Raw genomic sequence first — 20628 nt, 5'->3', positions numbered from 1 at the left:
GCGGTATTATCTGCCTTTCTTGCTGCCTCGGACCCTTAATTCTCATTCCACTCGGATTATCCGGTTTGGCAGGTACACTCGCGATTATTTCAATCAAGTACCAGATGTTTTTAATGATCACGGGTACGGCAGGCGGCAGCAATGAAAATCATCGGCAGCAGTGCAAACTGCAAGTACAACTGTTGCAAATCAATCGGCGACGTTCACGGTCACGGGATTAGAATGTTGCCCACCTTCTGTGATTCAAGATTTAATTTCAAGGTAAACGGAGTCAGCAAAGTAGAAATTGAACCTAAGGGAAGCACTGGAAAAGTGACGGTTTCCTTTGATGATCTGAAAACCGATGTAAAGCTAATCCAATCATCGGTTACAAAATATGGGTTTGATGTAATGGGAGGATAAAAAATGAAAAAATACCGAATCAACGTTCAAGGCATGACATGCAGCGGCTGCGAAGAACACGTAGCAACCGCACTTAAAAACATTGGAGCCGCCAATATCGAGACGAGTTTTCACCGTAATGAAGCCACGTTTGAATTGCCCGATGACGTTATGATCGAAACCGCCCAAAAAGCCATTAACGAGGCAAAATATCAATCCGGAGATGCGGAAGTGATAGAAACTCATGATGCTCCGGTTCTCGGCGATGAAGGCGACTATGATTTTCTGATCATCGGTTCCGGTGGAGCAGCTTTTTCCGCAGCGATTCAAGCGGTGGAATATGGCGCAAAGGTCGCGATCATTGAGCGGGGAATTGTTGGCGGAACCTGCGTAAATGTTGGCTGTGTTCCATCAAAAACGCTGCTTCGTGCCGGTGAAATCAATCATTTAGCCAAAAGCAACCCATTCTTGGGACTAGCCACATCAACAGGAAAAGTAGATTTGGAAAAGTTGGTCGAACATAAAAATGAACTGGTAGCCAGTATGCGAGAACAGAAGTATGAACATTTGATTGGTGAGTACGGATTTGAACTCATTCGAGGAGAGGCAACATTCGTAGATGAAAAAACCATTGAGGTAAGTGGACGACTGGTTACAGCGAAACGATTTTTAATTGCCACAGGAGCTTCTCCGTCCATTCCGGATATTCAAGGATTAAGGGACGTGGATTATTTAACAAGCACATCACTACTTGAGCTCAAACAATTGCCTAAAACGGTTGCCGTCATTGGCTCAGGCTATATTGCAATGGAATTGGGTCAACTCTTTCACAATCTAGGGTCAGATGTTACGCTGATGCAAAGAAGTCCTCGCATTTTGAAAGAGTATGACCCTGAAATTTCCGAAGCGGTGACAAAGGCTTTAACGGAGCAAGGGATTCACTTGATTACCGGTGTAACGTATGATCGCATAGAAGCAAGTGGCGATCTAAAACAAGTGCATATTTCCGTAGATGGCGAAAAGAAAGTCATCGAAGTCGAGCAGCTGCTTATTGCAACCGGTAGAAAACCAAATATTGAAGCACTAAACCTTAATGCTGCGAACGTAAATATAGGTTCCAAAAGCGAAATCGTCGTCGATGATTTTTTAAACACTTCGAATCCTAGAATTTATGCTGCAGGCGATGTGACGATGGGGCCGCAGTTTGTATATGTGGCTGCTTATGAAGGTCGCATCGCGGCCGATAATGCAATAGGCGGCTTAGAGAAAAAGGTAAATCTTGAAGCTGTTCCAGGTGTTACGTTCACTTCTCCTTCCGTTGCTACTGTAGGACTCACGGAAGAGAAAGCCAAGGCAAAAGGGTATGAGGTTAAAACGTCCATTCTTCCTTTGGATTCGGTGCCTAGAGCACTTGTTAATCGCGAAACAACCGGCGTTTTTAAATTAGTGGCTGATTCCAAGTCGTTAACGGTGCTTGGTGTTCATATTGTCGCTGAAAATGCCGGAGATGTAATTTACGCTGCGACACTTGCAGTCAAGTTCGGTTTAACGGTCGAGGATCTACGCGATAGCCTAGCACCGTATTTAACGATGGCTGAGGGATTAAAACTAGCAGCTCTTACGATCAATAAAGATGTATCTAAATTATCCTGTTGTGCTGGATAAGATATTGGCCAAGCAACCTTGATCGTAAAGACAACTGTTCTCAACTGATCGTTTATCGATAATGAAAACCAGTCAAACACTAATTTTCGTGTTGACTGGTTTTTGCATTCAACCGACTGCAATTATATTACCTCTTCGTTTCAAGCGCTTTGGAGTCCTCCAAAAAGCGACTTTCTTAGCTTCTTATGGACTCTCGGGTTCCGTTTTTCTAATTACGTGTCTTTCCATATCTCTGCAAACTTGGTCAAAAATCAATGTCAATGGCTGTTCCGATATAAAATATCTGGATAGGAAATCAAACCAAAGATTATCGAAGGAAACGGCAATTCCGCCGTAAAAATCACGAACCGTTAAGTACTGGTCCCATAGCTTCACTCGGAATTTTTCCAGTTCAGCACATCGCCCCATAGAAATTCCGTATCAAGCAGCAGGGCCGTCGTTGGATTTTGTAGCAGCTTTCTCTCTTTCTTCAACCAAGCCTTGAAAATACTTGGCCCGTTCCAAATGAAACCCGCGCAACTGTTCTTGATAATGATGCAGGTTTCATATGCCATTCGTACATTTGTCTATAATAAGTGGCATTGTCTTGCGTGTACATCGGCATCGCATAGTGGACGAAATGATTCAAAGGAAATTCCCTCCTCGTGTGTTTGAACGTCTTCGTATTTCCACATTAGTCTATGGAGGGATACCTATAACGAGCACGGCATTGGCCTAGAGTAACCAGATTTACGGTACTGATACAACCGAATTTGCCATAGTGCCCATTTCGAGCATCGTAATATCAATGGTGACGACATCCGGCCGAATATTCCTGTAACAGTTGGACGGCTTCTTCCCCATTCTCTGCTTCTTTAAATTTATATACTTTAAATAAAGTTCCTACATGAGTGAGTACAGAATTTTTTCTACTGCGTCAGTTTAACCAAGAATTGCTACTTTAAGCAATTGAAAAGATAGAACACCGAAACAGCCTATCCCCAGAGTGGGATAGGCTGTTTTCGCCTTGTTTCAGCTTGCCATAGCTCGGCAAGCTTTTGCACAGGAGAAACAAGCATCGGCACAGCGCTGACAGTGTTCATGCTCGTGCTTTTTGCACTCATTCCCGCATGCTTCGCAAACATCGGCACAAATCCGGCAAAGCTCCTTCACATAGGAACTGTGATGGGACATCGCTTGCGCAGCAAAGGCACAAATGTCGGCGCACTCCCGATCCAACCGGATGCACTCTTTCATCCCCTCAAGGTGATCTTCATTCAAGCAGGCGTCATAACAGTGATTGCATGCCAGCATACACTTTATGCATTCATCAATGCAATGTTGAAATTGCTCATGTGACATGGGTTGTTTTACCTCCAATTTGAAATTTGTACCTTTTATGTTTTACCCAAACGAGCTGCGATATACTACAAACGAGTTTTTCTTAAAGCAAGCCTTACCGCTATATAAACGGCGACACCTATGATCGCGGCCATGAACAATGCACAAAACAGCATCATGACCCATGACCATCCGTACATCATCCCCATCATAATCAGACACCTGCTTTCTTTTGGAAATTTGTGTTCGACCTGATAATCAATGCTTCATGCCCGGCATATAGCCGCCGGTTGTGCCCTCACTTGGTTTAGGGGACGGTTCTGTCTTTGTATTTCCGCCGCCATGCCCGCCATGGCCTTCTCCGGTCTCCGATACGATCTCCAGCATGGAATCGATCTCCCCTTGCGCCACGGCGGATAACGAATCCTCGCTCCCCGTTAACCAAGCATGATTGTAAGGCCCTTCCGTTGGCTCCTTTTTATATTTCGGTTGAATCGACATGACATAGGACATCACCGTATCCGGCAGTTTGTCTTTGTCCGTCCAGAGAAGCGGTGCATGTTTGCCTAAATGCGAGAATGGAGCTGCCGCGAGTGCCAAGGCTGCGGAATCTTTATTGACGAACGAAAAGTTATGACCCGGGGTTGTAATCCCCCAACCAAAACCGGTTGTGGAATCTTTATACTTCGCGAAGGCAACGGCATTCGCATATGGATCGTTGCCCGCAATACGAACCACTTTCCCGTACTGACCCAATTGTTCTTGGACTTTGGCCGAAATAATCGATTCTGGCCCGAGCAAATAAATATTGGCTTTTCCGCCCCGTTTCTTTAAAGCATCCACGGTTTCTTGCGGAACCTCATCCTTTTTAACATAAAGTAGCGGCTCAGGCATATGAGAAATCCAATTCACTGCTGGCATTGAATATTCTTCGCTGTCCATAGAACCAATGATGACCGAAGGCGGATTTTCCATCGCGACAGCGGTATAATAAGCATCTACGGCTTTGGCTACGGCCGCCGGGTTGCCCCCTGCAATCTTGTCCGTCTTATATCCAAGCGCCTTTACCTGCTCCTCTACCTTGGGGTCAAGATCCCCGACCAATATAACCTGGGTTCCTTTATTCATGTCCGTCCCCATTGGTTTTAGTCTTTTCAATTCGTCCAGCGTTACATCCGGTACACTGTCTTTATTCACAAACAGAACTGGACCGTTATTCGGGTGATGAATCAAATCTGCACTAACGAGGGTCGTTTGCCAATCTTTCGGGTTCGCCAGAATGACGCCTCCGGGACGGTTCGCATCACTGGTTGCCATCCACAGCGTTTTTGAAACCAGCACCGCAGCTTCCACCGGCTCACTTGTATTGATGCGCGTCGTGTTTTTTGAGGCAATCCACGGCAAAGATACCGCACTGGCTGGGCTTTGTGCCGAACCAGTTTGCTGGCCCATGTTGTTCATATCGTGTGGAGTGGAAGAATTGGATTTGTTAAAGCATCCGGTCAGGGCCAGTGCTGTAGCCGCCGAAATAATACCGACTTTCAAGCTTTTTTTCATGCTTAAAAACCTCCTATTTTCGGTTGATAGTTTTGCCTTTATCTGCAATTTGTATCCATGTAGCGCCGCGATCGGTAGAAAGAAAGACATCTTTTGGCTCCGTTGCGATGGCCAGCTCTTTCGGATTCGCTGGATTCTGGACAACATAGGTGATCGTATCCTTGCTTGGCGTCTGAATCACCAACGATTGCTTGCTCTCTATATTAATTTCAATCAGCGAAGCATTGGGGCCGGAGGTAGCTACTAGTACGTTACCGGAATCCGTGAAAGCCAGGGCCGAAACCGGTTGTTCCGGAACCAATGCGGTAAACCTCTGGCCGTAATCCTTCGACAGAAAGGCACCTGTTGTCGTGCCGACGGCAGCAATTGCTGCATCAGAAGGGTGAGCTGCGATTGCCATCATCTGCCCTTGGAGCCCGGTTGCAGGACTGCTTGTCCAGGTTTTCCCCTCATCCTTGCTATAAAACAGCCCTGCCTGTTTCATTTTGGTGTTAGGTTCCGGGTTCACCACGTATAGCACATGCGAACGATACCCGGCTGTCATACCGTGTAGATCGACTTCTCCCTCAAGTGCCAGGACCGTGATGGTTTTCCCGTCATTCGTACTTTTCACAAGGCCTAATGGATTTTTAAACTTCGAACCCGGTGCTGGATGGCCGCTGCTGTAAAATCCGTCATCGACAGCGGTGAACCCCATATAATCGTGCTTCACCCCCGGACCTTCACTCCATAAACCATCTGCATATAACTGTAGTCCGTTGTGAACGGGAATGAAAAGCCGTTTTCCGTCTGCGGAGTAACCAAGGCCATGTAGGTGCATAAAAGTGGTACTCGCATTGGAATTCGGCCCTTGCTCTGCCTTTTTCGAGCATGCCGTGGTCCCGATCAAGAGTACTGCCGCTAGTGCAAGCATCGTCATCTTTTTCAAAAAAATTACCCCCATATCTAAAAAAGAGACCTGAATTCAGTGTCCCCCATGTATTTCCAAACCATTCGATAAAAATGCAAGTCATATACAGTGTAATCGATACTTTTGAAGATTCGATGTAGAATGCTTGCTCTATTGTCTTTTGGGAATCCGAATTGTAAAAGCGGCACCTTCCCGGTTCTCGGCCGAAATTTCCCCGCCGTGGGCTGCAACCAACTCCTTGACGATGGTTAACCCCAGGCCGCTGCCGCCGGTCTTCCGATTGCGGGACTTATCCGCCCGGTAAAATCGCTCGAACACATAGGGCAAGTCCTCCTGTGGGATTCCCGTTCCCGTGTCTTGAACTCGGATCCAAACATGTCCGCTGTCTTCACTACCCTCAATTCGCACTTCTCCGTGTTCAGGAGTAAATTTCAATGCGTTGCTAAGCAGATTCACAAGCACCTGAATCATGCGATCATGATCGACAAAAACATCAATATGAGGACTTACGGAACACCGTAGATGAACGTTTTTTTCACGATAGGCAGCAGCAACCAGTTCTTCGCCTCTCTCGATGATGGCCGTCAATGATTCTTCTTTTCGCACCAATTGAAAACCGGGGGACTCCACATGCGTCAAGTCTTCCAACTCGGCTACTAGCTGCGTCAATCGTTCGATTTCTTCGTAGCAGGAATGGATACGCTCCGGCGTAGGCTCCCAAATCCCGTCTTCTAGGGCGCGCATATGACTTTTGAGCGTAGCCAAAGGGGTTCGTAGCTCATGCGCGATGTCTTCGGTCATCGTGACGCGCAGTTGCTCATGCTGCTGCAACTGCTCTGCCAGCGTATTTAGCGATGCGCCCAAGTCTGCAAGCTCATCTTTCCCTTGAATGTCCACTCTCGTACTCCATTCCCCGTCCGTCATGCGTTCCGCGACTCGCTTCATATGAATGAGAGGAGCCGAAATTCGTTTGGCTACATAAAAACCGAGAAATACGGCAAGTACAATCGCAACTAAACACGTCCAGATGATCGTTTGCATCAACGCTTGTTCCAAATGATAATTCAGTTCGGGTAATTCGTGCGTCATACCGGCTTGAGCTTGATACAAGGAGAAATGATAGTGTGTCGTCAAAATGACGCTAATGGTTGTAATCAGGACAATGCCAGCAGCAATCCCGATAATAATCAGAGCCAAACGGGTATGCAGACGCTTATTCATGTTGTTCCTCCTGCAAACCGATAGCCGGTTCCATACACCGTCACAATATATTTTGGGGACTTGGGGTCGCCCTCTATTTTTTGCCGGATATTTTTTACATGCTGATCGATCGTTCGGATATCACCGTCAAAATCATAGCCAAGCACGCGTTCTACAAGCTCCTCTCGTGAAAAGTGACGCTGCGGATGCTTGGCCAGGACAAGCAGCAGCTTATATTCATTCGGGGTCAGGTTCACCGGTTGGCCGTCGCGGAATACTTGCTGCTTTAACGAATCAATGATAAGTTCCCCTTGATTAAAGGCCAGGCGATCCGCAAGCAAATGATATTCGTCCGTACGCCGCATAATCGCCCGAACCCGAGCCACTACTTCGCGTGGGTCAAAGGGCTTGATCAAGTAATCGTCGGCCCCCATGGATAACCCCTTAATCCGATTGTTCTCGGAAACCTTGGCGGTAAGCATCAAAATCGGAACAGAATGGATTTGACGAATCGCTTGGCAAACCTGCTCGCCCTCCATATCCGGAAGCATAAGGTCCAGGATGACAAAATCAATCGATTCGTTTTGCACGCGCCGAATGGCCTCGCTGCCCGTTTCGGCTTCAACGGTCTGAAAACCGTCTTTTTTCAAATAGGATACAACCACATCCCGAATTTTCGATTCATCATCGACGACCAATATCGTTTTCATGACCATCCTCCGCGAATAACGCCTCTATGTATCACTTTACCCATGACTTATGTAGAACTGATGTAGATGCAGAGATGCCGTGCAGAAACAACAAAAGGGCGACCCTAATCAGCCCGAATCAGTCCCCTTTTCCTCTATAGTATTCATCAGTCGGTTCCTTTTTATAAAGGGATTCCATCCAGCGAAGCCATACTCGATAGCCTGCGTATACAACCACCAGAAAGAACATGTAAATGAACAGCGTCCGTAGCATAACGGGCCAGTTTGAATCCAACTGACTCCCCATGAAGGCAAACACAACCATGACCGGTACTTTCCCGACCGCAGTGGCCATAATAAAACTTCCAAAGGACATTCGGAAGAGAGCCGCACCGATATTGACGATTACCGCGGGGACGAATGGTAGCAGGCGAGCCAGTATGACCGCAAAGAATGCATTACGCTCCAGAAGGAAGATAAACCGTTCTGCTCCTTTCACCGAAGCCATGAGCTGACGGCCTCGTTCCTGAAAAATCAACCGAACCGCCCAAAAGGTCAAGGCTGCCGCGGTGGTTGAACTGACCACATTGATCAAACTGCCCCAGACCGGCCCATACGCGGCCCCGATGATTCCGGCTACAATCCCAAAAGGAACGAGCGGAATCATCGCAAGAAGGATCGCAGCCCCGATCATCCATGGAAGACGCTCCACGCCTCCAAGAGAGAGCCATGAAAGCAGAGATTCCTTGAAGATTATGACGGCGGCAATCACGACCCCATAAAGAAGAACAACCAATCCTTTTTTCATCATGTTTCCATTCCGTTCTCCAAAGGAAAGCTGCGTAAGCCCATTTATTTGATCCCCACAACCAGGAGTGATTCCGATGGCCCTTCAAATCCTTCTGGCCCTTCGAATGTCTGCAGCGCACGAACAATTTCCATATGCATCTTTTTGCGTTCTTCCTCACTGAGCCGTTTAATGATTTCACCCAGCGGACCGGCGGATACGTCTTCTCGCCCACGACGGCTAAACTCCACAGCCGAAGCATAGCGGTGAATATGCGGGACAGCCTGCACCGTTACATCCCGGAAGCCCACTGTCTGAAAGGCTTCTGCCAGTAAGTCGGGGTTACCAAGTGAGAACACGCCTGGTTTTTTGCCGCCTTCCATAATCGGGATGCCTGCATATCGTGAAATGATAGAAATCGGCAGGGACAAGGTCGGGTTCTTATCCGGACTCGACCATACGAGTGCCGCGAATTTACCGCCCGTTTTCAACACCTCTCGGATACCCGTCAAGGCTTGCCCCAGCTCTGGAACAAACATCAAACCGTGACGGGATATAGCCGCATCAAAGGTGTCTGTCCGCAAATCTACATGCTGGGCATCCATGACATGCGTTTGAATATTAGTGAGCGTCTCTTGTTTCGCGATCTCGGCAAGGACCTGCAGCATGGTCGCTGAGATATCGGTAGCAACAACATTTCCTGCCGGACCGATCATCCGGGCGGCCATGAACGTCTGGTCCCCCATCCCCGCCGCTATGTCCAGAAGCTGCGTTCCTTCCCTAACGCCAGCTTCCCGCAGCATAAGCTCCGTCGCTTCCCCTAGAAGCCTTTCTCGATCGTCACTGCTTCGATTCCAAGCCGCTACTTGCCCTGCGGTTTCCCATGATTTTGATCTTTCTTCATTTTGCTCGGACGCCACGATAGTACCTCCCCTTATGAATGCTCCTAACATTCGGATTAAGGCAACCACTCTTTAGTCACGGACACAAATAGCAGCCTGCGCGAGACACCTATAAGTTCTTAGCCTACAAGGAGTTTGCTTATTTCATTCAAGTTCTCGGCAAAACCGACAAATACCTTGTCTTTAATGACGATGGTCGGTACGACCTGCTTTCCTGTCAGCTCCAGAACTTCTTTCGCATATTCGATATTTTCTTCACAATTGTAGTCAACATAGGGAACTTGATGCTCATTGAAATAGCGCTTGGCAAAGTGGCAGTCGCTGCAGGTCGGGATCGTGTAAATTTTGATCGGATCTTTCGGATCGATTTGCGACATGGAATTTCTCTCCTTTACGCGACGATTTGTTTCAACTGCTCCATCGTGATCCGATCCACGAATTTGCTGAACTTCTCTTTTCCTTTTGCTTGTTGCTTATAAAAATCAATAAGCGTGGATACAACAGGAACAAGTCGTTCCTCTGTTATGCCGGAGACAAGCAACCGCCCCGTCGCAGCTTTGATGCCTTTAGGTTCTCCTCCAACGTAAATATCGAACGTATCCCGCATTTTGACGACAGCGATATCTTTCAGCAGCGGTTCACTTGTGCCCAGCGCACAGCCTGCGTAGCCAATCTTCAGCGGCGTGGGCGTCGCGATGCCAGCGATCGCCCGATTCAAGATGCGAGCCGTCTCCAGACCGGCTTCTTCCGCACCTTTGCAGAAGTTGCAGGCGATCAGGCTCTTGGTCGCAAATCCGGCCGGATATACTTCCAGACCGGCACGCTCCAGTTCTTCCTGGATGGCTTCTCGCTCATCAAGAGGCACTTCCACGTAAAGCTGCTTGAACGAGGTCATTTCAATTTTGGCGTCTGAACCGACAACCGTACCGATCTTGGCAAGTTGATCCGGCGTAAATAGGCTTCCCCCGACTTGAATCGCAGGCGATACCGCCAGTTTCGTCTTATCTCCCATGATCATTCTCCTCTTCGATCCGTTATCTCACATTGACGACGAAGGGGACGGTGAACACCTCGCCATTGTGCTGAAATTGTCCCCAAATTTTGAACGTGCCGCTTTGCGGAAAAGAAGTCGCGAATTTCGCATCCGGCCCGGTCGCTTTCTCGTCGATCGGATGAACATGAAGATACTGATTCGCATCTTCCGAAAGAATTACGACATGGCCAACCGCACCCAAATAAGGCTGCAGATTATTGATCCCCTTCTTCGTCTTCGCGTCGCGAATGTTGAAGGTCAATGTCACGTCTTCTTTCGGTTTGGCGGCACTCATAGAGAGCTCAATTTCCTTGCCATCGACTTCTTTCACAAGATTTGCGTCAGCTGCAATCGCGGCATGCTTGCCTTCTTTGCCTTCCACCTTCACCCACTCGCTGAGCGTTGTATTGGCCCCGCCAGTCGGAATAAAATCCGCAAACACTTTGTACTCACCGCCAGCCGGGAACGACGTATTCACCGTAAATGTGCCGTCACCCTTAAACTCGGGGTGAATGTGGTTAAAGAACGATAAATCGTGATTGACGATAATGAGATGAAGCAATTTCTCGTGATTGACATCATATTTATTGACCGGTTTCCCGTCCTTATCCTTCACTTGAATGGTCAATTCCGTTTCTTCATTTGCTTTTGCGGCGCCTGCGGGGAAGGCAAATGATGCTTGAAGATTCTCCGCAGCAGGCTTCGCATCTGCGCCATGGCCGCCGTGGCCGCCTCCATGATCCATCTCTCCCGCCTCCTTTTTCTCGTTTCCTGCAGGCTTCTCGGCGTTCTCTTGCCCGCTGATGGCTCCATGACCGGCATGATTATTTCCGCCTGCGGGTTTCTTATCCCCTGCTTTGCCGCATGCGGCCAATATGCTTAACACAAGTACCGCCGCAGCGACGAGGATGATTTTCTTCTTCATGGTTTATATCAACTCCACTTCATTACAAGTTCGATGCAGAGCGTACTTTGACACGCTGCAGACGCAAGGCGTTAAGGACGACGGACACGGAACTGAGCGCCATCGCCGCGCCCGCAACCCAAGGGGCCAGCAGTCCAATCGCGGCAATCGGAATGCCGAGGGTGTTGTAGCCGAGCGCCCAGAAGAGGTTTTGGCGGATGTTACTCATCGTCTTGCGGCTCATGTAGATCGCATCCGGAATGCTCGTCAGATCGCCGCGCATCAAGGTGACGTCGGCGGCCTCCATGGCCACGTCCGTACCGGTACCGATCGCCATGCCGATATCTGCCATCGCCAGCGCGGGGGCGTCATTGATGCCGTCGCCGACCATCGCCACTTTCTTACCCTGCGCTTGCAGCTTCTTCACTTCTTCCGCTTTGCCTTCTGGAAGCACTTCGGCGCGAACATGATCGATGCCGACTTGCCCCGCAATCGCCCGTGCGGTGCGTTCGTTGTCTCCCGTGATCATGATCACCTCTATGCCCATTTCTTTCAGCCGCGTTACAGCCTCTTTCGATGTTTCTTTAATCGTATCGGCCACCGCGACGAGACCCGCATACGCTCCGTCAACCGCGATCAACATCGCCGTTTTTCCATCTTCTTCAAGCTGCGTCATCCGATCAAGCGCCTGTTCAACCGAAACGTCATATTTCGCCATCAGCTTGCGCGTACCGGCCAGAACCTCTTTGCCTTCAACGACGGCACGAATACCAAACCCTGGAATCGCCTCAAACTGTTCCGTTGCCGGAAGCTCGATGCCTTTAGCCCGGATTCCGGCAACGATCGCTTCCGCAAGCGGATGCTCGGAATCCTTCTCGGCAGCGCCAACTAAGCGGAGAAAAGCATGTTCGTCTATATTTGCGGCGGCAACATCCGTAAGTTCCGGTTTCCCCTTCGTTACGGTGCCGGTTTTGTCGAGAATGATCGCATCGATTTTGTGCGTGGATTCCAGATGCTCGCCGCCTTTGAACAGCACGCCAAGCTCCGCGGCGCGGCCGGAGCCCGCCATAATCGATGTCGGTGTAGCGAGCCCCAGTGCGCAAGGGCAGGCGATGACCAGGATCGCAATCCCTTTCTCCAGCGCATTTGCGAAATCGCCGGGTGTCACCCAGAAGTACCAAACCAGAAATGCGGCAACCGCAATCCCTACGACGATCGGCACGAAGATTCCGGAAATGACATCCGCTACCCGTTGAATCGGCGCTTTCGAGCCTTGCGCTTCTTCCACGACCTTAATGATTTGGGCAAGCGCGGTTTCCTTGCCGACTTTGGTCGCTTTCAATCTCAATCTGCCGTTTTTGTTGACGGTAGCACCGATCACGCTGTCTCCGGCTTTTTTCTCGACCGGGATACTTTCGCCGGTCAGCATCGATTCATCGACCGACGAACTTCCTTCCAGCACTTCCCCATCCACCGGGATCTTCTCCCCCGGTTTCACCACCACGATATTGCCGACGAGTACGTCTTCGACCGGAATCGTCATTTCCTGCCCGTCCCGAACAACGAGAGCCGTTTTCGCCTGAAGGCCCATCAACGTCTTGATCGCTTCAGATGTACGGCCTTTAGCCAGCGACTCGAACAGCTTCCCGAGAATAACGAGAGTGATGAGGACCGCGCTCGTTTCGTAGTACATCGATGGACCGTGATGCGCCATGCTGCCCATTGAGGCCCATTCAATTGTTAAGTATAAGCTGTAAAAGTATGCAGCTGACGTTCCGAGCGAGACGAGTACGTCCATATTGGCGCTCTTATTCCGGAGCGCTTTGAACGCGCCCACATAGAACTGTTTGCCAATGTAAAATTGAACTGGTGTAGCCAACGCCAATTGAAACCACGGATTCATGAAGAGCTCCGGCATCCAGATCCAGGATAAGAACGAAAAGTGGCTGACCATGGACCAGAGCAGCGGCAGCGAAAGAACGGCGGAGATGAGCAGTTTGCGCTTTTGTTGTGAAATGGCTTTCTCGCGATGCTCCGAAGGATTGGCTTCGTCTTGCTTCGGTATCGCTTTATAGCCCAGCTTTTCCACGCGTTGCTGCATATCGGAGATAGATACATCGGCCGCGTTGTACTCGACCCGAGCGGTTTCCATCGCGAAGTTAACGGAAGCGTTCGTGACGCCGGGCAATTTTCCAAGGCCTTTCTCAATCTTATTCGCGCAAGCCGCGCAGGTCATGCCTTCCAGTTTGAAATCAACGACTTCTTTTGCCGTACCGTAGCCGAGTTTTTGAATGCTTTGTTCCATTTGCGCGACATTTACTTTTTTCGGATCGTACGTAACCGTCGCCCGTTCCAGGGCAAAGTTCACGTTCGCTTCCGTCACGCCTTCGAGATTATTGAGTCCCTTCTCAATCCGGTTTGCGCAAGCGGCGCATGTCATACCGGTTAATTGCAGGGACGTTTGCTCCGTTTCCAGCCTGACTGCTTCCATCACGAACACCTCGTTTCTTTTCCGATTCGTTACACTACGTCGTATCCTTGTTCTTCAATAGCTTCCTTAATGGCAGTTATCGTCAGTTGGCTTTCATCGTACGCTACAGCTACCGTTCCTCCCGAGAGATCGACTTTGCCGCTTGCCCCAATTGTTTTCAAAGCCCCTTCAATCGAATTGACACAGTGTCCGCAAGACATACCTTCAACTTTCAACGTTACATTTTTCATGGATTCATTCTCCTCGTATAGTATGTTTTGAAAGCTTTTGAAGGCTAGCTTCCAGCCCCCGAGGGAGCTGGAAAACGCCTTCCAAATTCCCAGTGCTTCGTTCTTTGAAAATTGAAATGGGACTGGACTTTCCGGCATGCCTCTGGACAATGGAACGTAGGGTCCATTCGGGGAAATTCTTTTGTCTCCTGTAGCATCGTCTACATCCAAAGTCTGTTTCTCCGGTACGCGTCTGAGCTTCTGACCCGCTGGCCGTTCCCTTCGACACCCCATGCCCGGCTTAGCAAACCGGGGCAGCTCATGGACCGAAGCGTGTTCTTATAGGCGAGGGTGATTGATCTGCGTGTGCGCCGGAGGCATCCCGGAGCGTCCATTCCCTGAATCCCCTATAGAGAGGAGGAATTCTATTTTGAAGCTGTTTGTCGGTATTGACGTCAGTTCGCAAGAACTGGAAGCGTGTTTCATGAATTCGGATGGCGACAAGCTCGAGACGCTCACCGTAAAAAACAATCTCGAAGGCGCATCCTATCTGCGTGATCGTATTGTTGCTGCAGCGGACAAGCACGTGTCATCCGAGATCCATATTGGTCTGGAAGCGACATCGGTCTATAGCTGGCATCCGGCGATGTACATGCATCAGGATGCCGCGCTGCAGAAGCGCAAAGCCAAAGTCTTCACCATCAATCCGAAGCTGGTCAGCAAGTTCAGGGAAGCTTACTCGGATCTGGATAAGACCGACCGCCTCGATGCCTGGGTCATCGCGGACCGCCTTCGTTTCGGCAGGCTGACGACCACCGTCGTCATGCAGGAGCAGTACGTTGCGCTCCAGCGCCTGACGCGCATGCGGTTTCACCTGATCCACAACCTGACCCGCGAGAAGCAATATTTCTTGCAAAACCTGTTCTACAAATGCAACGCCTTTACCACCGAAGTGGAGAGCTCCGTATTCGGTCATGCGCTCATGGAGATGCTCTCCGAGAAGTATAGTCTCGATGACATCGCGACCATGGAGGTCGCTGATCTAGCTGACTATCTGCGGGACAAGGGGCGCAATCGCTTCCCTGACCCCGAGAATGTCGCGCGCTGCATTCAGAAAGCCGCTCGCGCCTCGTACCGCCTTGGGAAAGTCGTCGAGGATTCCATCGACCTGGTGCTCGGCACGTCCATTCAAGCGATTCGCAGCATCCAGTCCCAGCTGAAGGACCTAGACAAGGCCATTGAGCGGATTCTGGACGGCATCCCTGGCGCCAAATGCTTGCGTTCGATCCCGGGCATCGATCGGGTGTACGCCGCCGGCATTCTCGCGGAAATTGGCGACATCGACCGCTTCGGCGATCAGGCCGCTGTAGCCAAATACGCAGGCCTGACCTGGCGCAGGCACCAATCTGGACCGTTTGAAGCCGAGGATACGAAACGCATCAAATCCGGCAACCGATTCCTTCGCTATTACCTGGTTGAAGCTGCCAACTCGGTGAAGAACCGCGATGAAGAATTCGGCGCGTACTACCGGAAGAAATACAAGGAAGTACCCAAGCACCAACACAAACGCGCCCTCGTCTTAACGGCAAGAAAGCTTGTGCGTCTGGTCGATGTGCTGCTACGCAACGGCCAACTCTATACGCCGCGAAGGAAGGTGACGCCCGCGAAGGATTAACGCCTCCTTTGCTAAAGTCCATGCAATTTCCCAGTTAAAATCTGGAATTATGCTTGATTTTCGACTGGGTTTGATTGGATGTGCCTATTTTTCGTGACTGATACGCTTTACAGCCAAGAAAATTTCCAGATCTAACGGATCAGGGGCTTGACATCATACCGCTGGACTTTGACTGTTTATTGGTTTTTATTTCATCAGCTTTTGAATGGTCTGCAGCAGCTCATCTACGACTTCGGCATCGCCTTGTTGGATGCGCTCCACCACACACTCTTTAAGGTGTCCTGTTAAAAGAACTTTTCGCACGCCGTTTAGTGCAGCTTGGATGGCGGCGATCTGATTTAACACCTGATCGCAATAAGTGTCTTTATCAATGAGGCCTTTCACACCGCGAATTTGCCCTTCAATACGATTTAGGCGAACGGTCAGGTCCGACTTTACGGCAAGTGAATGGTGACTTCTTCGGCCATCTTCGGACGAACAGCATGCTTCTTCAGCCTTCACTTCCATAACGTCCATCGTCAGCACCTCCTTGATTTATAGTATACCCCCCTATACTATATGTGTCAACACTTATTTTACATTACCCCCCAACCCTATTTTTGAATCCAAACAAAAGGGATTCTCACGAATCCCAGGCCATTCCTTATTTCATAAGCTTATTAATGGTGACTAGGAGCTCGTCGATCACTTCGTTCTCTCCATCTTGAATACGTTCGATCACACAACTCTTCATATGGTGCTCCAAAAGAAGTTTTCCTACACCGTTCAATGCGGACTGGACCGATGAAATTTGATTTAGCACATCGTCGCAGTAAGTATCCTTCTCAATCAAACCTTTAAGCCCCCGAACCTGACCTTCGATTCTGTTGAGGCGGCTTATCAAATTGTTTTTCGTCTTTTCAGAATGGTGACTTTGCCGTCCGTTCGTGCAGCATGAATCGTGGGTAGGCGTCTGGGCATCATCTTGCGTAAGTTGCTCCATCCAAATCACTCCTTTCTCTCACTATTGTACCATAGTCCCCCTACCCTATACAAAGAAAACAAAAAACGACCCAGCCGAAGCTGAATCGTCATCGTCAAATTCTTATTGCTTCGGTTTCCGTAAGAAAAGTAGCGCAATGAACGCGCCTGCGACTGCGGCTATTGCCGCGCCGATAAACGCCGCATGGAAGCCGGTATTCAGTGCGGCAATTTGCTCTGCCCCTTGCTCAAGCTGCCCGCCTGTCCAGGAGGCTGCCACCGCAGACATGATGGCAAGACCAATCGCAGAACCGATCTGATAGCTTGTATTGGCGATCCCTGATGCGAGGCCCGTTTCTTCTGGCTTCGCCCCTGACATCGAAGCAATAGTGCCGGGGATGAAGGCAAGCGCCATTCCCAGTGCGCCCAGCAAAGATGCCGGAAGCACATTGGCCACAAAGTTCCCGTTGATCGGCGTATAGCCAGCTAACAGGAACAGAGAGCCTGCCAGAACAAGAAGCCCGATAACCAGAATGCTTTTAAAACCAAATCGTCCGACTAAACGCCCCGTTAATCCGATCATGACAACCATGACTAGAACCGTCATCGGGACAAGAGCTACGCCGCCAGCAAATGCTGAGAACCGCAATACTTGCTGCAAATACAAATTCAAGAAAAACCATAACGGAATCCACGCACCCGCCAGCAGGCCAAAAGCAATGTTGCCGACAAGTAAGTTCGGCGCGGCAAATATGCCAAGCGGTATAAGGGGCTCTCTCTTTACTTTTTGAATCACAAAGAATACGAATAACAGCAATGCGGCAATAAGAAGCAAGGTAATCGTCTGAACGGATCCCCAGCCAACTTGCTCCGCCGTAACAATAGCATAAACAGCGAGCACAAGCGCCGCTGTGATCGCCAGCGCGCCGATAACATCAACGCTCCCCTTCTGACGAACTCCGGCTGGAAGAACCCTCATGCTATAAATCAATGCGAATATCCCTACCGGGATATTGATGAGGAATGTCCAGTTCCAGCTGAGCCACTCGGTAATGACACCGCCAAGAAACACTCCCGCCGTACCACCAGCTGCCGCTGAGGCTCCCCAAAAACCGAGCGCCTTATTCAGTTCTTTCGGGTTATGACTGAATAAAATCATCACAATCGTCAGCGCGGCTGGCAAAATGAACGCCGATCCTAGCCCCTGCAGGGCTCTACCGGTATTCATCGCTGCCTCCGACCAGGCAAGACCGGCCAGCAAAGACGCCATGGAAAGAATGAGAAAGCCCAGCATAAACATTCTTCGCTGGCCAAACAGATCAGATAGGCGTCCGCCAAGGAGCATAAGGCCCCCCAGGAATATAACATATGCGTTGAATATCCACTGCAGGTTATCTTGAGAATAGCCGAGCGCTTCCTTTATAGCCGGAAGCGCCACCCCGATAATGGATGTATCCATAATCACCATGAATTGTGCGAGACAAAGCAAAAATAAGGCTCTCCATCTTCGTGCATCCGGCGCTGCAATTACATTTGCTTGCGTTGACATTTTGATTTCCTCCTTGCTGAAATTTTGAATTGGTTTGGTCAGTGCACTGACCACCTTCGATAAAATAGTATAGCCCCCTACCCTATTTGTCAAGAAGATTTTGTAAGCGATTTTTGTTCACGCAAATTGAAAAAAGACAGCCCCTAACGTAGGAGTTGCCTCTTCGCAATTATATATCTTCGCCGGCCTTCAAAATTCCGAACACTATGTTTTTAAGACTGACTACTCCTTCACGCGCCCGGGAAAACGTTATCTTCCTAATTCCGAACATTAATTATCAAATTACTGCAACACCTTGTAGCCTTCTGCCACCTTCCTTGCAAAAGAAAGCGTCTCTTCAACAGAAGTATAATGCGCATAAACTAGATTTGGATTGTTCATTAACCAGTGATTATGCAAGGTGGATAACATGATTCCGTTTTTTTGCAAATTCCAGGTAAACGGATAAACTTCATCCTGAAGAAGTGCCGTTTCCCCCAAGTTTAAGGTCCTTCCTTGTAAATCCATTGATTCAAAGGACCACATGGAATGAGGAGCAAGCCTCGCGTATCTTTTTATCAGCTTATGCCTACCTTCACAAATCGGTGTACTGAAGTATAAAGAAATAAACCTGTCTCTGCGAACTCCTTCTCGCTTCTTCAAAAGTTCTACATAGGCTTCGGCTATGATTGATCTATAGGAAGTTCAGATACAGAAAGGAATGAATATGAATGAAGCTTAGCTGGAAGCTCAAAAGTATAATTGCAGTCGGAGCTTTATCTGTTGTATTGGCTGGTTGTTCCGGTTCGATGAGCGGAATGGATCACTCGAAAATGAATATGGAGGGAACAAAGGAGACTGCGAAGACGACAAATACTCAAACAGAAAAGTCCGTTGTATTAACAGGAAAAGAATTTAATTTGACTGCCTCCCAAAGCAATCAGGAAATTGCTCCTGGAAAAACGTTGCCGGTTTGGACATTCAACAATTCCGTTCCTGGTCCACAAATTCGGGTTAAGCAAGGAGATACGATAAAAGTCAATCTGAAAAATCAGTTGCCCGAGCCAGTCACCATTCACTGGCACGGCGTTCCTGTACCCAACGCTATGGACGGCATTCCGGGCGTAACGCAAAATGCCGTTCAACCAGGTCAGTCGTTTACGTACGAGTTTAAAGCAGATGTCCCTGGCACCTATTGGTACCACTCCCATCAGGATAGTGTGAATCAATTGGATCGCGGATTATATGGGGCATTCATCGTTGAACCGAAAGAAGGTACCGACGTTGACCGTGATTATACACTTGTCCTCGATGAATGGATGAGCTCCGGAGAAATGTCCGGCATGAATATGTCCGGAGGCAACATGTCGGAAATGGATCATAGCAAAATGAATATGGGCAGTTCGGATGGCAAAGACAATAAATCCAGCATGAACATGTCTGGCAATTTGTCGGGCATGGATCACAGTACGATGAATATGGGGAACGAAAACAAAGCGTCGACCAATACCGATAATAGTTCCATGAATATGGGACACGATATGAGCATGTACGATCTGTATACCATAAATGGAAAATCCGGTTCGCTGGTAGATCAGCTCCCTGTTAAGGAAGGAGATAAAGTTCGAATCCGTTTGATTAATGCGGGCTTTCTGTCTCATCAAATTCATTTGCACGGACATGAATTCAAAGTTATTGCTACCGACGGACAACCTATAAACAATCCAGGTATCCTGAATGATAATGTCGTAAGTATTGCTCCAGGAGAGCGTTACGATATTGAATTTGTCGCCAGCAATCCGGGCCAATGGTTGATCGAGGACCACGGCGACAAAGCTGCTGTTAAAGGGATGAAAGCCACGATTGCTTATGAAGGAGCTCCCGCCGGTTCCGACAAAGCGAATGAAGCAGAGAAGCTGACGGCTGTCGATATGAGCCGTTACGGCCAAGTGGGCAAAGCCAACTTTAAGTTAGATCAGAAGTATAATTTGGAATACACGATGAATTTGAACACCGAAATGAAAAACGGCGAAATGGTCTACACCATAAACAGAAAAACGTTTCCGGAAACCGAACCGATAAACGTCAAAAAAGGAGATACCGTCAAGGTTCGCCTTGTCAATAACTCGAAAACTGACGACCATCCGATGCACTTGCACGGTCACTTCTTTCAAGTGCTAAGCAAGAACGGGAAACCGCTTGAAGGATCTCCAATCATAAAGGATACGTTGAATTTGAAGCCGGGCGAAGAATACGTTGTCGCATTCGAAGCAAATAATGAAGGGAACTGGATGTTCCATTGTCATGATCTGCATCATGCTTCTGCCGGCATGGTAACGGAGCTGAAATATACAGACTATAAGACAAATTTTGTTGCAGACCCGAATGCAGGGAATAAACCGGAATAATGACCAGGG

The 20628-nt window shown here is 48.9% G+C and carries 21 protein-coding genes; 4 read left to right on the top strand and 17 right to left on the bottom strand.

The window, feature by feature from the left end; genetic code table 11:
• Window positions 1-141: 141 nt before the first annotated feature.
• Both AC3WTJ_RS10750 and merA read left to right on the top strand, forming a co-directional pair.
• Window positions 142-402 (top strand): heavy-metal-associated domain-containing protein, encoded by a 261-nt coding sequence (locus AC3WTJ_RS10750; RefSeq protein WP_021877411.1) that lies wholly within the window; start codon window positions 142-144, stop codon window positions 400-402.
• A 3-nt stretch (window positions 403-405) separates the two neighbouring features.
• Window positions 406-2046 (top strand): mercury(II) reductase, encoded by a 1641-nt coding sequence (gene merA, locus AC3WTJ_RS10745; protein WP_021877410.1) that lies wholly within the window; start codon window positions 406-408, stop codon window positions 2044-2046.
• A gap of 469 nt (window positions 2047-2515) precedes the next feature.
• On the opposite strand, the gene AC3WTJ_RS10740 is transcribed toward merA, so the two are convergent.
• The 13 genes from AC3WTJ_RS10740 to AC3WTJ_RS10680 all read right to left on the bottom strand — a co-directional run bounded on the left by AC3WTJ_RS10740 (window position 2516) and on the right by AC3WTJ_RS10680 (window position 14069).
• Window positions 2516-2674, bottom strand: a complete 159-nt coding sequence (locus AC3WTJ_RS10740; RefSeq protein WP_492521730.1) for a hypothetical protein — start codon at window positions 2672-2674, stop codon at window positions 2516-2518.
• 383 nt (window positions 2675-3057) lie between these two features.
• A complete protein-coding gene (locus AC3WTJ_RS10735) occupies window positions 3058-3387 on the bottom strand; it encodes a four-helix bundle copper-binding protein (RefSeq protein WP_083436180.1) in 330 nt (109 codons plus the stop codon).
• Between the two features lie 237 nt (window positions 3388-3624).
• On the bottom strand, window positions 3625-4923 hold the full coding sequence (locus AC3WTJ_RS10730; RefSeq protein WP_048744006.1) for a cell wall-binding repeat-containing protein: 1299 nt from the start codon (window positions 4921-4923) through the stop codon (window positions 3625-3627).
• Between the two features lie 13 nt (window positions 4924-4936).
• The gene (locus AC3WTJ_RS10725; protein WP_374725869.1) at window positions 4937-5842 is read right to left on the bottom strand and encodes a F510_1955 family glycosylhydrolase; all 906 of its coding nucleotides are present in this window, start codon (window positions 5840-5842) and stop codon (window positions 4937-4939) included.
• A 141-nt stretch (window positions 5843-5983) separates the two neighbouring features.
• On the bottom strand, window positions 5984-7054 hold the full coding sequence (locus AC3WTJ_RS10720) for a sensor histidine kinase (RefSeq protein WP_048744001.1): 1071 nt from the start codon (window positions 7052-7054) through the stop codon (window positions 5984-5986).
• Complete coding sequence (locus AC3WTJ_RS10715; RefSeq protein WP_048743998.1) at window positions 7051-7743, bottom strand: response regulator transcription factor; 693 nt, start codon at window positions 7741-7743, stop codon at window positions 7051-7053. Before AC3WTJ_RS10715 ends, AC3WTJ_RS10720 begins: the two co-directional genes overlap by 4 nt.
• Before the next feature lie 118 nt (window positions 7744-7861).
• Window positions 7862-8518 carry a TVP38/TMEM64 family protein gene (locus AC3WTJ_RS10710; protein WP_492521729.1) on the bottom strand — a complete coding sequence of 219 codons (657 nt, stop codon included), beginning with the start codon at window positions 8516-8518 and terminating at the stop codon, window positions 7862-7864.
• Between the two features lie 56 nt (window positions 8519-8574).
• Entirely contained in the window at window positions 8575-9429 is an 855-nt protein-coding gene (locus AC3WTJ_RS10705) for a class I SAM-dependent methyltransferase (protein ID WP_048743993.1), read from the bottom strand.
• A 101-nt stretch (window positions 9430-9530) separates the two neighbouring features.
• Window positions 9531-9788, bottom strand: a complete 258-nt coding sequence (locus AC3WTJ_RS10700; protein ID WP_021877401.1) for a glutaredoxin family protein — start codon at window positions 9786-9788, stop codon at window positions 9531-9533.
• A 14-nt stretch (window positions 9789-9802) separates the two neighbouring features.
• Complete coding sequence (locus AC3WTJ_RS10695) at window positions 9803-10423, bottom strand: NAD(P)/FAD-dependent oxidoreductase (RefSeq protein WP_153783394.1); 621 nt, start codon at window positions 10421-10423, stop codon at window positions 9803-9805.
• 22 nt (window positions 10424-10445) lie between these two features.
• The gene (locus AC3WTJ_RS10690) at window positions 10446-11369 is read right to left on the bottom strand and encodes a DUF8832 domain-containing protein (protein ID WP_021877399.1); all 924 of its coding nucleotides are present in this window, start codon (window positions 11367-11369) and stop codon (window positions 10446-10448) included.
• A gap of 22 nt (window positions 11370-11391) precedes the next feature.
• Window positions 11392-13839 carry a heavy metal translocating P-type ATPase gene (locus AC3WTJ_RS10685; RefSeq protein ID WP_049867110.1) on the bottom strand — a complete coding sequence of 816 codons (2448 nt, stop codon included), beginning with the start codon at window positions 13837-13839 and terminating at the stop codon, window positions 11392-11394.
• A 29-nt stretch (window positions 13840-13868) separates the two neighbouring features.
• A complete protein-coding gene (locus tag AC3WTJ_RS10680; RefSeq protein WP_048743986.1) occupies window positions 13869-14069 on the bottom strand; it encodes a cation transporter in 201 nt (66 codons plus the stop codon).
• 409 nt (window positions 14070-14478) lie between these two features.
• Here AC3WTJ_RS10680 and AC3WTJ_RS10675 point away from each other — a divergent pair, with 409 nt between their 5' ends.
• Window positions 14479-15723 carry an IS110 family RNA-guided transposase gene (locus tag AC3WTJ_RS10675; RefSeq protein ID WP_168907279.1) on the top strand — a complete coding sequence of 415 codons (1245 nt, stop codon included), beginning with the start codon at window positions 14479-14481 and terminating at the stop codon, window positions 15721-15723.
• Window positions 15724-15909: 186 nt separating this feature from the next.
• On the opposite strand, the gene AC3WTJ_RS10670 is transcribed toward AC3WTJ_RS10675, so the two are convergent.
• From AC3WTJ_RS10670 to AC3WTJ_RS10655, 4 genes are all read right to left on the bottom strand, one after another.
• Window positions 15910-16239 carry a metal-sensitive transcriptional regulator gene (locus AC3WTJ_RS10670; RefSeq protein WP_048743983.1) on the bottom strand — a complete coding sequence of 110 codons (330 nt, stop codon included), beginning with the start codon at window positions 16237-16239 and terminating at the stop codon, window positions 15910-15912.
• Between the two features lie 127 nt (window positions 16240-16366).
• On the bottom strand, window positions 16367-16705 hold the full coding sequence (locus AC3WTJ_RS10665; protein ID WP_048743981.1) for a metal-sensitive transcriptional regulator: 339 nt from the start codon (window positions 16703-16705) through the stop codon (window positions 16367-16369).
• Window positions 16706-16807: 102 nt separating this feature from the next.
• On the bottom strand, window positions 16808-18232 hold the full coding sequence (locus tag AC3WTJ_RS10660; RefSeq protein ID WP_049867109.1) for an MFS transporter: 1425 nt from the start codon (window positions 18230-18232) through the stop codon (window positions 16808-16810).
• A 282-nt stretch (window positions 18233-18514) separates the two neighbouring features.
• The gene (locus AC3WTJ_RS10655; protein WP_228551418.1) at window positions 18515-18874 is read right to left on the bottom strand and encodes a DUF1259 domain-containing protein; all 360 of its coding nucleotides are present in this window, start codon (window positions 18872-18874) and stop codon (window positions 18515-18517) included.
• A gap of 68 nt (window positions 18875-18942) precedes the next feature.
• On the opposite strand from AC3WTJ_RS10655, the gene AC3WTJ_RS10650 reads away from it, so the two are divergent.
• Window positions 18943-20619 carry a multicopper oxidase family protein gene (locus AC3WTJ_RS10650; RefSeq protein ID WP_021877391.1) on the top strand — a complete coding sequence of 559 codons (1677 nt, stop codon included), beginning with the start codon at window positions 18943-18945 and terminating at the stop codon, window positions 20617-20619.
• The last annotated feature ends 9 nt before the right edge of the window (window positions 20620-20628 follow it).

This window comes from Paenibacillus sp. FW101-FHT12H11, assembly GCF_058790355.1.
The sequence above is the reverse complement of the archived record's forward strand: the minus strand, read 5'-3'. Positions and strand labels throughout refer to the sequence as shown.